Origin of the sequence: Pseudolabrys sp. Root1462, from assembly GCF_001426945.1 — a bacterium.
GTDB lineage: Bacteria > Pseudomonadota > Alphaproteobacteria > Rhizobiales > Xanthobacteraceae > Pseudolabrys.
The window spans coordinates 2,965,595-2,980,225 of record NZ_LMFS01000001.1; the positions used below are offsets into that span (position 1 = coordinate 2,965,595).

Below are 14,631 nucleotides of genomic sequence, written 5' to 3' on the forward strand. Positions count from 1 at the left end.
ATGACGTTTTAGAGCCCGACGTTCCTAGCCTCGCGCCGAATCACTTCAAGAATTTGGCAGCGTGCTTCTTCAGGAAATACAGGCTTGGCGTCGCATTGCCATAAAAATGTGAAAAAGCCAAGCTAGCTGTCCACTTCGACAAAAGCTCGTCCGCCCCGCCCAATTTCTCACTATAGGCGCGCTCGTCGCCGCGGGCCAGCGCGTCGACCTGCTTGACAATTTCAAGGACCTCATCCGCCGTATTGTCCTGGAGTACCGCACCGTTGGCGGCAAGCACTTCGGAGCTAAACACTCGCCAGCGCCAAGGTGTCGATGTCAGTTCCCGCTGCGTCACTTCATCTCCGGCCGGCAGCCGCACCGTCTTGAGCACAAACCGCACCTGGTCGCCCCAAAGCTGGGCGTCCGTCGTTATGCAATTGACCAAAGCCGACGGGATGCCAAAGCTCACCGCAACGTTCGTCAATCCCGACGTCGTACCGATGAAGAATTTGCAATTACGCAACAAGTGAAGATCGAATAGCTCCGACCGCTCGTCGCTGCGGGCGTAGTCGATCAATCGATCCATTTTGGGAAGCTCGGGCGATCGCGGCCCACCCAGCTTGATAACCCATCCGCCCTGGGAGGTTATGTATTTGATCGCTTCAAGATACGTTTGAACGTCCGAGTTTCGGTGGGTCTGCCCGGCTCCACGTCTCTCGCCATAATGAGACGCATCACGCAGATGCAAGCATACGTACCAATCGCCGAGTGACATTCCCCAGCCGCTCCTCGCGCGCTCCACGATTTGACGAACCATTGATGTCGACGCGACAAGTTTATCGAAGGCATCGCGCATTGGATGACCTCGGCCATCCGCTTCCCATTCATTCATGAGGAGAGCGCCGGCCTCCTGCCACAAACTCACTTCGCTTGAAGGGGCCTGGAAGGCCTTGAAGTTGAGGCCATACATGCGCTGCAAAGAAGCCAGTTCCCCCCAAATCGCCGCATCGACGTTGACGCCGGCGACAAGAACGGGAGCTTTCTGATCGAACAACGACAGCAGAAGGTGGTTCGCAACACTTTGTGGCCGGGCTAGGATAACAGGCCGTCCACGCCACCAGCCCAAATCCTGCATTCTTAAAAGGATATCGATCATTCCCTCGTGGCCGATTTGAGTCGTCCACTCAACGGGCAATATGCGCAAGTCTTTTAATTCGATGCCCAATTCCGCCAAAAAGGCTACGCATTCGTCCGACACGATGGCGTTTGCTTTGCCGGCTGAAGTCCCATTCTTCACGGATGAAGCGACGACGCCCGTGCTCGTGGTCAAAGCCATTTGACGCTCGAACTGCTTTCTTAAGGTGCCCTGACAACGCAGAGCGCTCGCATAAAGGCGGCAACTCAACTCGCCTCGGCCAATATGTTCCGTGCGTTGTCCCAAATAATTATAAGCATCAAATAACAGGCCCCTTGCCCCCGCTAGGAAATCGATTGCGGTGGGGATATACGCCCAAGGCTCGCGAGCTGACAGATTTTGGTGTGGCCGCCACAGCTCTGGCACCAACTGCGCGGCGCCTCGAAGAAGCTCAGCAGCTCGGGATTCCTCTTTCCCAGCCAACAACAGAAAATGAGCGAGGGTCTGCATCATGAATGGATCGCTAAGCTGGGTTTTCGGCCACAACTTGGCACATGCCGCGGCATCTTCCACGCGTCCTAATTCGAAATAAGACCTACCGAGAAGCCATAGAAAATGGACGTCCTTCAGTTGAAGGTCGTATCGCTCGATGAGCGCGATGGAAGATTCGTATTGCTTCAAATCGAAGAGCAGGTGCGCCGCCGCACGCGGCGCCGAATTGCGAAACGGCGTCTTTTTCCACAGCGAGCGTTGCGCCGTCTGGGGATGAAATTGCGAATAGTACCTTGCAACTTGCGTCGAAAGTGCCGGGTGAAAACGGTAAAGCTGCAGAAGAGCTCGATACATCAATCGGGTGGGAACGACCGCAAAGCAAAACGGTCCCAGAAATCGCCACAGACGGCGGTTGAGAACATACCGTCTCCACATTGTTGGTCGCTCCGATCAGGAAATCCTGCGTGATTAAAAATTCAAAGTCCGGCTACCCACTGCGCCACCCTACGGCTTAGAAACCACATTGACTTCGGGAAGAGGCACAAGAAACTTCCCGCCCTGATCCAGATAGCTCTGGTTACGCTTGATAATCGGTTCGAAGTAAATCCAAGCCAGGATGACGACGAGAGCCGGTTTCATATTCTTCAACACATCCGAAGGCAGTACCGGGATATGGGCGCCGGGGCTGTACATACCCTGCTTGATAGGGTTGTCGTCGACAATGAACTTTATGCGCTTCTCAAGCTCGAAGTGATAGAGGAGCGTCGTAGTCGTCGTCGAAGCCCCATAACCGGCAACCACACCGCCCGCCGCGATGACTTCATCGACAATCCGCAAGGTTTCTACCTTGCGCGCTTCGATCGCATCGAAAAAGTCGCGATAAACCTTGGGGCTGCGATATTGCCGCTTCTCCTCACCTTCGTACAGCGCGAGTAGCGTTTCGGACTTCGTACGCTTTCCTGTCGAAAGCGTTTGCGCAAATCCGCGGATGGATCCGCCTTTCGACCTCTGCTTCTCGACGTCGAATAACGTCATATCGAAACGGTTGAAGAACTTCTCGAGCGGCAGAAGCGCATGGTGCGAAACGTGCTCGTGATAGATCGTGTCGAACACCATGTTGTCGATCATGTCAAAGATGTAGGACACCTCGAAAACAAACACGCCGTCGTCGGCAAGCACCTTCCTGATGCCGGCGACGATGTCGGCCATGTCGTCGATATGGGCGAAAACGTTGTTCGCGCAGAACACAGTGGCGCGGCCATGTTCGGCGACAACCCTTTCGGCAATCGCCGTACTGAAGAACTCCGGAATGGTCGGGATGCCTTCCGCCGTCGCGGTCTCGGCGATGGCGCGCGCCGGATCGATGCCGACCACACGCATGCCATGGCTCTTGAAGGCCTTGAGCAGCGAGCCATCATTGCTGCCAATTTCGACGACCAGAGACCCCTTCGGTGCCTGCACATTCTCGACGACGTTCGCCGCATATTTACGGAAGTGCTCGACCAGCCCGAGCGACACCGACGTCCGGTACGTATATTCGCGGAACAGAATGTCCGGATTCACGGTGTCGATGTTCTGCAAATGACCGCAATCGAGGCACAAATATGTCTCTAGCGAATAGGTCCCCTGCTTTTCGTCAAGCCGCGAGGAAGGCACGAAGGCATCGCCGATGGCGGATGGCAGAATGGGAAGCACGAGTTCAAGCGAGCGCGAGCCACACAGTCGGCATGTATCCCGATGGAAGACTTCCTGCATCGACAATTCCGAATTGGTCCGAATGATTGTTAAGGCGTCGTACTTTGCGGTTGTTTGTAACAGGCTGGCACTTGTTTAAAGCCCTGTGAGGCTTTTCGCTACTTCTTCTTGCCACACGACTGACACGCCACCATCAACGAATATGCACTGCCCGTTGATGAAGCCAGCTTTTTCACTGCAGAGAAAATCGAGCAAATTGGCCGCGTCCACGCTGTCTCCCATCCGCCCAAGCGGAACAAATCGCTTGTAGAGATCCGTCAACTCGGTCTGGGCGGCATAAAACGGGCGGCTCTCATTTTTCACGTAACTCAAGGGCATAACTGCATTGACACGGATGCCCTGCCGCCCAAGCTCCCAAGCGTAGTACCGGGCAAGCTGATTAAGCCCTGCCTTAACCAGATGATACCCCACCGGCTGCGAGCCGCCCACAAAGTCGGCGTATACGGAGCTGACAATGCCAATGGCACGATCGCCTTCGGAAATGAAGCGATTTGTGAAGGCCTCAACCAGGAGTCGCGTCGCGTTGAGCCCCACCTGCAGCTCACCGGCCCAGGGATCGCCGCCGCCCCTATATCGCTGACTGAAGATCAGATATTGAACCGGACCGTTTGCCTCGACGACTTCCGACACGATGTCCCGCGCGTCCGTCAACGACTCCAGATCGGCCGCGACATGCACGGGCTGCGTGCCATCGACGAGATGATTTGGCCGAGACCGGGAGACGAGCGTTACCTTTTGGCCCCTTGCAAGAAACCGGCCTGCGATCTCGCGGCCCAGCCCCTTGGTCCCCCCAATGACGACGGCCTGCCCCCCGCTCATTCACACGCTCTCGATCTCGTCGATCCGTTTCGCCAGCGCGAACCGAAAGGCCGTCGCGGCGTCGCGGTCCGTGTCGTCGGGTGCGAACGACGCAAACACGGTACCCGAAGCATCGAACGGACCGTTGGTGATTTCGTGGATCACCAAAATGTCGGAGCGAATGACAAGCGTATGGAAGAACGGCTCGGACATGCGGTAGTAGAACGCACGCTGCGCATCGCCGGCGCCGAGTTTGACGACTTTGCGGATTTGTCCGTCATCTTCGAAGATGACAATATCAACCGCGCCATACACCAAATGGAAGGCCTCGGACTTAGTCGGGTGTTTGTGCGGCCGGATGTAGGAGTCGTTGCGAAGTGCAATAAACATCTCGTGCAGGCGGTCGTCGCTGTTCGGATGCAGATTGATGCGCACGCGGCCCTTCGGGGCGTTGGCTAGAGTCGACTTCAGAAGCTCGATTTCCTCACCGCCAATCGAGGCAATTGGCCCCTTGGCAACGAAGACTTCAGGCGATTTTTGCTCCAAATTCATAGCGCTTCTAGTAGTCGCTTTTTTCCCTCAATACCAGCGTAAATCGGCAAAATTTCCGTTCCTTTTTTGCTCAAGGGCTTGAGCTTCGCGCGGACTGTAATCTCTGCCCGCGGGCTGATGGCGAGCAGACAGGCTGAGATATCGGAACGGCCGACGATGTCCGCCGAAGGAATAATCGCCGTGGTGGTTCCCGGCACGCGGAGCCCCTGTTTCTGAGGGCTGTCGTCAACAAAAAGCGAGATGTAAGGATGCAACCCGAGGGCACTCAGAAACATGATCGACTGATGGCCCATGCCGATCAGCGCGACCTTTCCTTTAGCCGCCAGCGAAGCCACGCGCGACCGGTAGGCCTCGCGACGGGACGCGAACGACGTGCGATAGCGCTTGAAGACTTCTCTATCTTCCGGCGAAGCCGTGCCGAGCGGCTCGACTTCGCCGCGTCTGAGGATCAAAACCAAGGCGTCCTCGAGTTGGCCTTCGAACCGGTGAAAGCGCTCGACGCGAAGGCCGGCTTGTGCCGCCAACGCCTTCGCCGTTCTCTCGACGAAATACGAGATGTGCTCTTCCCACAGGAAGCAGTAGTCGAGCGCGCGAAGGAACTTTTCGCTATCCGGCACTTCGATGAGCAGCACGCCATTCGGCTCGAGCAACTGCGTCAGCGCCGCAAGACTAGCAACCGGCTCGTGACTGTGCTCGATGAGATAGCGGCACACGACAATATCGGCCAGTGACGACGTTGCCTGCCCAATGAACTCCGGCCGCAGCCGCGCCTGCATGGTCTCAAGGTAAGGATAGCCGACGCCTCCAACGCCCGGCGCAGCATCGCCGATCAGATTCAACCTCTCGACTTCGCAACCGAGGTTCTGTAACCGTGCGAGCAGCGGCTCATCGAAAGGACCGACACCAAGCGCGGTTTTCGGAGTGTTGCGGTCCGAACGCAACATGAGCGTCTGGGCCACCTTGTCGAGATGGCCTTCAGGCTCATTGTACCGGATCCAAGGAAGGCGCGGTACGATGGCATCCACCGGTGCGACCTCGACAGCCTGCACCAGCCCGCAAGATGGACAATCGCTGACCGATAATTTATGTGTCGGGGTCACCGCGTTACGGTCGGTGAACCGATTGCAGAGTGGCAGATCGCCCAGGTCAAGAGTCGGCGCTGTGAGTGGATGGTGGCAAGAAACGCAGGCCTTGACGATGTCCATCGGCAGCCCTTTCTGAGCGATGCCAGTTTTTTGCATCCATCGTCGACAAAAGCCAGCCGCGAATGCGACCGGCGCCATCGAGCGGCGCTCCTGATACACGGCGATCAGCAGGCTCTTTGGGCTCACCGGCCCTATCGGCAAACGGCCCCGGCGCGGTAACAAAGGACAGTCTCCGGACACCATGAACGCCCCGAGAACATCCGGCTATGCGGTAAATCTGTCAGCGGCCTCGCGCCCGACCGTCGCGCTTGTCGTGCCCAACTACAACCACGGCCGCTATTTGGCCGAGTCGCTGGGAAGCATCGCCGCTCAGACGCTTCAGCCCGACGAAGTCCTGATCATCGATGATGCTTCGACCGACGACAGCTGTGAGGTGATCGCTGAGTTCACCAGACTTCGTCCGTCATGGCGGGTCCTCGCTCGACAGGAACGAATGGGCGTCATCCGAGGGCAGAACGAAGCGCTCGAACTTACATCCGCCAGCTGGATCGGCTTTCTCGGCGCCGACGATATTCTGCATCAGGCCTACCTTGAAAAGGCCGTTGCGGCAGCTTCGACGCTTCCCGCGGATGCCAACCTCGTCTGCGCCTGCGTCAAGTTGATCGGCGTCACCGGAACCGACGTGTTGCGACCAGCCATCCTGCCCTCACTCGTCAGCCAATATATTCCGCCTGCAGCATTCCGCGCTTGTCTGGAAACCGGCGATAATTTCTTCGCAGGCACCGCAACCCTCTATCGGCGTCAGGCACTCGCCGATGTCGGTGGCTTCGAAGCCGAATTGGGTTCTGTCGCCGACGGCTTGCTCGGGCGTCAATTTGCCGCACGCGGCGGCTTTTATTTTATCGCTGAGGCGCTGGGTTATTGGCGCCTGCATGACACAAACTACTCCAGCACAAGTGTTACGAACGCCCGAGAACTGGACCGGCTGATCGCGAACACGCGTAAGGCTGTGATGACAGAACAGCCCGGCGTGTTTCCGGCCCATTACGCGGACATGCTTGAACGCCGCCTGCGCTTTGGCGGCGGTCGCCTATTGATCAGTAACAATAACCTTGCGCCAAATGAGCGGGCCCAGCGCGTCGCGGAAATCTGCCGGCTGGCGCCCTGGGAGCGCCGATTGCTCGCATTCGCATTGTCATTCGGCTATTTTGGGGACGCTGCCGCGATCGTCTGGCTCACGGTCCGCTTGCGCCCAATGTCGGTTCCGAAATACATGCGTCAATGGTGGGCCCGCCGCGCCATCGTCGCGACCGAAAGCCCGGGGAAAGCGACTTGACACAATTTGGTCCTCGCGGGCTTGGGAATATCCGTCAGGCACTCGGCGCATCCCGAGGCGCAACCGCGCCGCATGATGCTCGATCGCGCCAGAAGCGCGGCGTTTCTCGCACGCAGGTCAAACGCTCGAGCCGAGCTTCAGCGGGCTCGATCATCGTACCTTACCTGATTGCGCTGATTCTGAAATTCTGGGTAAGACGCCGCAAATCCGTGAGGCGGCTGTTCGCTTATCTGGCAGGACCCACAAATTCAATATTGCGGGCGCCTTCTCGCGGCGGTCGCATCATGGCTATGCTAAGCCGCCGCAGTGCCGGAAACCCGGACAGCCTCCTTACCAGATGTCAGCTGACCCTCGTCAAACTTGCGCTGGGCGCCGCCGTACAGATCAATCTGGGGGCGGGCGACAAGGAAGCGGCTCTAACGGCCGCTCGCCTTTCGAACCTAATCTTCCGCCGCGACATTCGTCACCGCGAGGGAATCGTCTCGCTGCTGTATTTTCAAACGCTTTTGCTCTGCGCCTGGCACAGCCGAATTGCACGCGAATGCCGCACGCGTGAAAGTATCGACAGCTATCTGTTAAATCTCATTTTCGGAACGGCACACCTTTATCTCCTCAATCAATCCCTAGCTTTGCATTTTCTCGGGCGAGCGGTCGAACAATCGGGCAGCCAGAGCAGCTCCGCTCTGCGCATGCTTGGCTGCGCGCATCTGATCGCCGACGATACGGCAAGCGCCGTCGAATGCTTTCGCCGCGCCACTAAAGCCGACCCACAAAGTGTCATGGCTCATCAGAATTACGCTGCCCGCTACGACACCACCACCTACTCGCCGCCGACCTGGGAGCTGGCCGATGCAGGCCGGCTCACCGTCTACGACAACCTCGTTCGGCTCGGCGAAGAGTTCTACCGTCTGGGCTGTATAGAACCGATGCTGCGATTCTATGGGCGAGCACTTGCCTGGCAGGACAAGCTTCACACACTCTATCCGCTGCCTTCCGAGTTGAAGTCCCGCATCGCCGCCGCCACCCCCCATTTCGATGCTGCACTTCCGACACGCCTTCTCGGCTATGAATGGGTGACCCAGATCGGGCACATTGGCTTTCTCGATCATTATCTGCGCGTCGCGCTGCTGTACCGGCCTCGCGCGAATTTTGTGCTTTTGGCCCCTAGCGATAAAGTAGTCAATGCGCCGATGCTGGATTACTGGCGCGACCATTTCTGCATCATCGAGGACCACAAACTCGTCAATGATCTGCTCCCGTACCAGCGCATGATTGGCGATCAGTTCATCGCCGCGCGCGGCATCCAATCCGGCGTCGTGCCGTGGTCAGAGCTTGCCGCGCAGGCACAATGGCAATGGGCCAAGGAACGGCGAGCGCCCTTGATCGTGCTGAGCGACGACGATCGCCGTCACGGCGCGGCGGCACTCCGCCACGTCGGCATCGGCCCCCATGATTGGTACGTCAGCATTCACGTCCGAGAAGGCGGCTATTACGGCGACGGCCAGGGAACGGTCGCGGAGCATCGTTCTGCGAACATCGACGACTACAAGGCAGCCATCGAGGAGATCACTAGCCAAGGCGGCTGGGTTATCCGCCTTGGCGACAGCAGCATGACCAGGCTGCCTCCCATGCCACAAGTCCTCGATTATGCCCACAGCAGGATCAAATCGTCGCGGCTGGACGTATTCCTGTTCGCAACGAGCCGGTTCGTGATCGGCACGACCTCCGGGCCGACAAATGCCGCGCAGGCATTCGGAACCCCGATGTTGATAACCAATGCCGTCTCGAACGATAGCCAGCCTTGGACCCCAAACACCACCTTCATTCTCAAGCGAATTTATGACAAACGGCATAGACGGTATCTCAGACTCGACGAGGTTTACCGTGAGCCCATCCGGGCCGCATTAATCAATAATGAGCTGCTGCGACGCCACAACCTAGAAGCGCATCCCAATACGGCCGAGGAAATTCGAGCGGGGACGAAAGAAATGCTTGACGGCAAACAATCGGCTTTATGTGAAGCAGACGAACTGCGGCACTATCGTAGTGCAATTATCGCAACGCCCTATCTTTTCGGCGCCGCCAAACCGGCAAAGGTTTTTCTCACCAATGTTTGAAGTGCCTTTTCCATTTTTTGAATCTAAATAGCGCTTTGCTGAGACGACAAGCATGGTTAACATTCCGGCAGTAGCAGCCCCCTAAAATTGAGTTTCGCTGCTTCAGGCAAGAACCGCAGATAACTGAATAAGACGAACTCATGGAAAGACCAATTTCGCTCGAGCGAGTACTGAGGCGCTATGCTGATATATGGCACAGGAAGGCCGACGGTTATCGAAACGCCTACGAGACGGCGTGCGCCGAGACTGCGATACACCGTGACGGAAGAGATAGAATTCTAAGATCACTGCGAAACTTTGAGCAAGCCAAGAAAACTGTTCCGGCCGGCCTTCGTGGACGACAGCTTTGCTTTCTTCACATTGGAAAAACTGCCGGCACGTCGGTGCAACATGCACTACTTGAATTGTATCACGAAGCCGCGGTCTTCCACGAATCGCTGCCAAACTTTGATTTGGTCACGCCAGAGGAGCTTGCGATAAACAACCTCGTCTTGGGTCATTTCATGTTTCAACATGTTGCAAAAATGCCAATCCATCGTTTTCTAATGACGTTTCTTCGCGAGCCGATAGAGCGAGTTGTTTCAAATTACTACTTTCTAAGGAGCGGCTCGCCAATATCTACTTATAGCAAAATTGCAATTGAAGCGGCGAATGACCTTTCGTTGCTTCAATTTCTTTCGTGCGACAACCCGGCAGTCAGAATGATCTCTGAGAACTTTCAGGCTAAAGCCCTCGCATATGACATTCGTCCTGAATTTGATAGCAAAATAGACGACCTCCAAGCGACAGCGGAAAGGAACCTTTCAACATTTGATTTTGTGGGTATCGTGGAACGATTTGATGACAGTATCGCAGCGCTTTCGACAATCCTTGAGGCTGAGATCAAAATTAAAAGGCTTAATGTAAACCAGAGACGCGAGCACGCACCAACAATTTCGGCAGAGGAACTTGAGCTCGCTCGAAAGTTGAACGCCATCGACATCGCTGTCTATTCAAAAGCTAGAGGCGCCTTTCAAGAGAAATTTCACGGAATTCTTGGAAACGCTAAGAATGAAGATCGTTATTTTTTCGGGTAACAGCGGGTTAGAAGCAATCAAATAGCGCAAGCTTGACCGAGATGCCCCTCCGCAACAGCGAGCATATTTCACGCGTGGCCCACGCAAGATTAGATCAAGCGCGACGCCTTAGACACTCGACTGTAAGAATGCATGGATAGAGGCAAGACACCGAAGTGATTTATAGCGACAACACAAAAGATCGCGATGAGCCTCAATTTTCAACCGAGCATCGTTATCTATGGGTAATTGGAGTTGGCTTTATCCTAATCGCGACTGTGTTGACTGCGATAAGCCTCATTTATCAATCATCCTTAACGGCAATCTCTCGTGACGATGACGCAGATTGGTATCGCGACTACAGCGGTCGGGGAACCCCAGAGATCAATGATCAGGATTTCTTCTATCAAAAGATCGGGCCATCGATAGACCAAGCTAGATTGGCCGACATTATCATTCTAGGACCTTCATTCACTGCGCATGCATTTGATCCTAGTCTCCTTCACGATTTCGCAATTGATAATCGACTTCGAATATACAACATGTCTTTTATCGGAATTCGAGGGGGGGAGTTCTCTAGGCTGATAGCTGAACGTTGGTCACTTCGGCCGCGCCTCTGGATCATAAATGTTGACGACCAGCTTGTTCACTTCTTTAGTGATTCAACCGAGCTTACGATTGGACCGAGCAGGATTTCAATCCCGACTCTTGGCGAGAGCAGAATAGAAGCGTTTGTTAAGGTCGTCGGTCGCACTCTCCGCTGGCGCGCGAGGGATTGGCTTGAGGGCCCGCTTAGCGTGGGCGATATGTATCGTAGCGCTTCCAGCGGCGATATGAGCTATGATGCCTTCCCTTATCATTTGGCGGAGAACAATAGCCCACTCCACGTATTGAGGGATCAAAACTGTCACACTTCTCTTAAGGTTGTATCTGCTGGCCAGGAGATGCTTAAGTCTTTGGGAGGAAGAGCAGTATTTATACTTGTTCCGCACAGTCAGTATTGCCCTCAACAGGCGCGCGAATTGGCCCAAGCGCTTCACGTACCGCTAATTCTTTCCGATCCGGACGGATATACATCACCCGATGGGGGAGGACATCTAGATAAGCGAAGCGCAAAAATTTTTACAGCAGCCGTGCTCCATCGACTCCAGCACACAGCGTTATTTTCGCAATTGTTCGACACGACTGAAGGCGGAGAGACCAAATGATCTGCGGCTATGGGTCCCTTCTTTCATTCAGTTGAAAACAGAGTCCGAACATCATTTGCTCTGAGACCGAACTTTGGATCGCCGGAGGCTAGATTCTTCCGGCTTTTTCACGATAGCGGGCTGGTGGCGCCAACGTGATGCATCAATGTAATCGGTGGCTTTTGGCCGATGGCGCCGTGTAGGCGCTCTTCGTTGTAGTACTTGCGCCAATATTCCAACTTTCTCTGGGCGTCTGCAAGGCTCAGGAGCCAATGAGTATTCAGACATTCAGCGCGGAAGCGTCCTTTGAATGCTTCGATAAATGCGTTGTCTGTCGGCTTGCCGGGCCTGGGGAAGTCAAGCGTGACCCCGCGTTGGTATGCCCACTGATCCAGATCGCGAGACACGAACTCAGTGCCTTGATCGACAGGGATCGTTGCCGGCAGCCCGATTTGTCGGCCAACCCTTTCCAGCACCTCGACAACATCGGCGCCACGGAGTGTGAAACCCGGCTCCAACGCAGGTGAGGAAAGTGTGAACGTATCGACGATGGTGAGAGCGTGGAGCTTGCGGCCGGTGGCGAGCTGATCGTGGACGAAATCCTTCGCCCAGGTTGCGTTTGATCGCATCGCCGGCCGACGGTCATCGCGTAGCTTGGCCTTGACCCGACGCTTCGGCGTATTGTTGCGTAATTGTGGGCCCAATTCGCGGTAGATGCGCCGCGTCTTGTTTTGGCCGAGGCGGCAACCCTCACACCGAAGCAGAACATGAATCCGCCGGTAGTCGTAGCGCACCCGCATCTGGCAAATCTCTCTGATCCGCTGTTCAAGGTGGGCCTGTCCGGGGCGACGGGACTTGTAGTGATAGGTCGAGGTGTCGACTACGAACGCGCGACACGCCCTGCGGACCGACACGTTCCATTCGCCCCGCATCTCATCAACCAGCTTTCACTTCCGGACAGGTTTCAGAGTTTTCGGCGAATGGCATCCTGCAGCGTCTACTTGTCCAGCGACAGGTTGGCGACGATCTGCTTCAGTTTGCTGTTCTCGTCCTCGGCCTGCTTCAGCCACCGCGTCTCGCTCGGCAGCCGTCCGTCGTATTTTTTCTTTCAAGTAGGTCGCTGATCCCGGCCTAGCGGCAGACATCGGCCACTGGCATGCCGTCGGCGCTTCGCTTGAGAATAAAGGCCTTCTGGGCTTCCGGAAACCGCGATGGCTTCATGGCGCTGCGCCCCTCCCAGCCGGGAAATCGGCGCCGAAGACACTAGCCAAAAACGATCCAGTTTTGCGGGCTCAGATCATGAGCGTCGCTCCAGATCGAACTGGCTGGAACGGTCCAATCACATGACCCACAGAAAAGAACAGGCAAAATTCAGAAATGATCCAACTTAGTAATGAGTTGGGCGTGCATTTTGTACTGGCTCCACAATCGGCAAGAAATAGGCAAGCCAAATGCTCATTATACTAGCCCGCCCGGCACCGATTAAGCCGAGCAAAGCAATAGCGAGGACCGGATCATCATGCCACACGGTCAGTATCAGGCCTGCAATGGTCATTGCCACGAGGTTCGCCGACAAGAGCGCGCCCTGGCGCCCTGCCACTGTCGCGATATCGATCAAGGGGGCTGTTGCGGCAATGCTCGCTTGGAAAAAAGCGACAACGGGTAGGACCGTTAGGGCGAAATGCCAAGCGGGAACCAGTCGCGTTACGTTTAAGGTCAGGCCACCAATGGATATGGAGCCGAAAACCACGAGCGCAATTATCGCGGGCAGGATGAATGTTCTACCTCTCAATCCGTTGCCACCGTGCTTTCTATGATCAGCTACTTCTTTCATAATGATGGGGCCGATTGACGAACTCGTCATCGCGGTAGGCATGTCAAGTATGCGAAAGAGGAGCGCGAGCGTGCCCGATAGCGTGGGGTTCGCAAAAGTCGGCAGCAGTAGTATTGGAGCAATCGCAAATAGAAAGGCGGAACTTGCTGCCGCCATGTTGAGTGTTGGTAGTCTGGAGTTGGCAAGGGCCAACCGTGCAATTCTCCTTGGTTCCATCAATTGCAGGGTGTCCGCAAAGGCGCGCCGCTCGCACCAAGCAACGCCGGCCGCCGCCACTAGCTGGCCGACCAGATCCGACGCTGCGAATGCAATGAAGGGATCGGTTTCTCGTTGTAGTAAGAAGACTAGAGTGAACGGTTGTGCGACCGCATGCGGAATGAGAAATTTAATGACTCTGTTGTAGCCGTTCTGAGTTGCAAATGTGAGCCCGAGGCGCAGCCATGCCCTCGCGAATAGAGAAGCCGGAAATAGGATCAGGGCCAGCTTGGTGGACTCCGACCAGAGTAGGCAGCCAGCCGTGAATGCAATTGTAATGGCACAAGCCGCAGCACAGACTGCCAAATGGACGGCATCTTTGCGTGCGCCTCTATCGGCGGCTGTCAATATCAAAAACTCGTAGCGACCGAACACGCAAATGGAGGCTATGCTCAGCAAAGCAAGATATGCACCAACATTGGCAAAAAGCTGAACTGGACAGAGCCACAGTGCGGTCAAGAGGCCAGCCGCTGAGAGTGCTCGAAGAAGTAGCAACTGCCACGCCACCCAAGAAATTCTCCCGAGCAGACCAGTAAGAGTGGACAGCCCATCGTCTAATGGCTTGTCTACGATCAGGTCAAATTGTGAGGCGTATGCTGCGCGTTTCATATATGCCCATACGTGGCTGATAAAACGCACCAACAGTTCGGCAGAGCTGACAGATAATCGGTTAATAAGCGGTTAACGATTTCGTTGGCGTCTTTGTGACCCACCCAGATTTTTTTGAATTGGATGTTCTGAAACCGAACATGCATCGTCGGCGAGCGGAGTTTCTCGGCTCTTAACCTTCGATCACCGGTCAACCGAAACGGAAATCGCCAACTTAGTCCGTTCAGAAACGCTTGGCAGGTCATTTCCTAGTTCGCACCCCCGCTCCGCCGCCATTCTCCGCGATAAATTCGACTCCAGACGCCTCGAGCGTTCGGCGCAGAGCGTCGACTGTGACTTTTGAAACCGGACGTCGCGTCTTTTCAAAATCGACCACAGTTGA

The 14,631-nt window shown here is 55.7% G+C and carries 10 protein-coding genes and 1 pseudogene; 4 read left to right on the forward strand and 7 right to left on the reverse strand.

What is annotated here, in order from left to right; genetic code table 11:
• Positions 1-40: 40 nt before the first annotated feature.
• From ASD45_RS14380 to ASD45_RS14400, 5 genes are all read right to left on the reverse strand, one after another.
• Positions 41-2,041, reverse strand: a complete 2,001-nt coding sequence (locus ASD45_RS14380; protein WP_082540841.1) for a TIGR04372 family glycosyltransferase — start codon at positions 2,039-2,041, stop codon at positions 41-43.
• A 69-nt stretch (positions 2,042-2,110) separates the two neighbouring features.
• Complete coding sequence (locus ASD45_RS14385) at positions 2,111-3,361, reverse strand: methyltransferase domain-containing protein (RefSeq protein ID WP_056912105.1); 1,251 nt, start codon at positions 3,359-3,361, stop codon at positions 2,111-2,113.
• Between the two features lie 75 nt (positions 3,362-3,436).
• Positions 3,437-4,180 carry an SDR family oxidoreductase gene (locus ASD45_RS14390; protein WP_056912106.1) on the reverse strand — a complete coding sequence of 248 codons (744 nt, stop codon included), beginning with the start codon at positions 4,178-4,180 and terminating at the stop codon, positions 3,437-3,439.
• Positions 4,181-4,711, reverse strand: coding sequence for a WbuC family cupin fold metalloprotein (locus ASD45_RS14395; protein ID WP_056912107.1), 531 nt, complete (start codon positions 4,709-4,711; stop codon positions 4,181-4,183).
• Positions 4,708-6,042 carry a class I SAM-dependent methyltransferase gene (locus ASD45_RS14400; protein ID WP_162249428.1) on the reverse strand — a complete coding sequence of 445 codons (1,335 nt, stop codon included), beginning with the start codon at positions 6,040-6,042 and terminating at the stop codon, positions 4,708-4,710. Before ASD45_RS14400 ends, ASD45_RS14395 begins: the two co-directional genes overlap by 4 nt.
• Positions 6,043-6,097: 55 nt before the next feature.
• Here ASD45_RS14400 and ASD45_RS14405 point away from each other — a divergent pair, with 55 nt between their 5' ends.
• The 4 genes from ASD45_RS14405 (at position 6,098) to ASD45_RS23520 (ending at position 11,572) form a co-directional block, all read left to right on the forward strand.
• The gene (locus tag ASD45_RS14405; protein WP_056912109.1) at positions 6,098-7,192 is read left to right on the forward strand and encodes a glycosyltransferase family 2 protein; all 1,095 of its coding nucleotides are present in this window, start codon (positions 6,098-6,100) and stop codon (positions 7,190-7,192) included.
• Positions 7,189-9,309 carry a TIGR04372 family glycosyltransferase gene (locus ASD45_RS14410; RefSeq protein ID WP_162249429.1) on the forward strand — a complete coding sequence of 707 codons (2,121 nt, stop codon included), beginning with the start codon at positions 7,189-7,191 and terminating at the stop codon, positions 9,307-9,309. The genes ASD45_RS14405 and ASD45_RS14410 overlap by 4 nt, the downstream gene beginning before the upstream one ends.
• Positions 9,310-9,449: 140 nt before the next feature.
• Complete coding sequence (locus ASD45_RS23100) at positions 9,450-10,385, forward strand: sulfotransferase family 2 domain-containing protein (RefSeq protein ID WP_082540844.1); 936 nt, start codon at positions 9,450-9,452, stop codon at positions 10,383-10,385.
• Positions 10,386-10,540: 155 nt separating this feature from the next.
• Positions 10,541-11,572, forward strand: coding sequence for a hypothetical protein (locus ASD45_RS23520; protein ID WP_156380854.1), 1,032 nt, complete (start codon positions 10,541-10,543; stop codon positions 11,570-11,572).
• 107 nt (positions 11,573-11,679) lie between these two features.
• On the opposite strand, the pseudogene ASD45_RS14425 reads toward ASD45_RS23520, so the two are convergent.
• Positions 11,680-12,772: pseudogene (locus tag ASD45_RS14425) on the reverse strand (IS3 family transposase).
• A gap of 166 nt (positions 12,773-12,938) precedes the next feature.
• Entirely contained in the window at positions 12,939-14,279 is a 1,341-nt protein-coding gene (locus ASD45_RS14435; protein WP_162249430.1) for a hypothetical protein, read from the reverse strand.
• Between the last annotated feature and the right edge of the window lie 352 nt (positions 14,280-14,631).

Coding starts and splice junctions, on each gene's coding strand:
- ASD45_RS14405 (WP_056912109.1), top strand. CDS start 6,098: ATGAACGCCCCGAGAACATCCGGCTATGCGGTAAATCTGTCAGCGGCC.
- ASD45_RS14385 (WP_056912105.1), bottom strand. CDS start 3,361: ATGCAGGAAGTCTTCCATCGGGATACATGCCGACTGTGTGGCTCGCGC.
- ASD45_RS14395 (WP_056912107.1), bottom strand. CDS start 4,711: ATGAATTTGGAGCAAAAATCGCCTGAAGTCTTCGTTGCCAAGGGGCCA.
- ASD45_RS23100 (WP_082540844.1), top strand. CDS start 9,450: ATGGAAAGACCAATTTCGCTCGAGCGAGTACTGAGGCGCTATGCTGAT.
- ASD45_RS14380 (WP_082540841.1), bottom strand. CDS start 2,041: ATGTGGAGACGGTATGTTCTCAACCGCCGTCTGTGGCGATTTCTGGGA.
- ASD45_RS14390 (WP_056912106.1), bottom strand. CDS start 4,180: ATGAGCGGGGGGCAGGCCGTCGTCATTGGGGGGACCAAGGGGCTGGGC.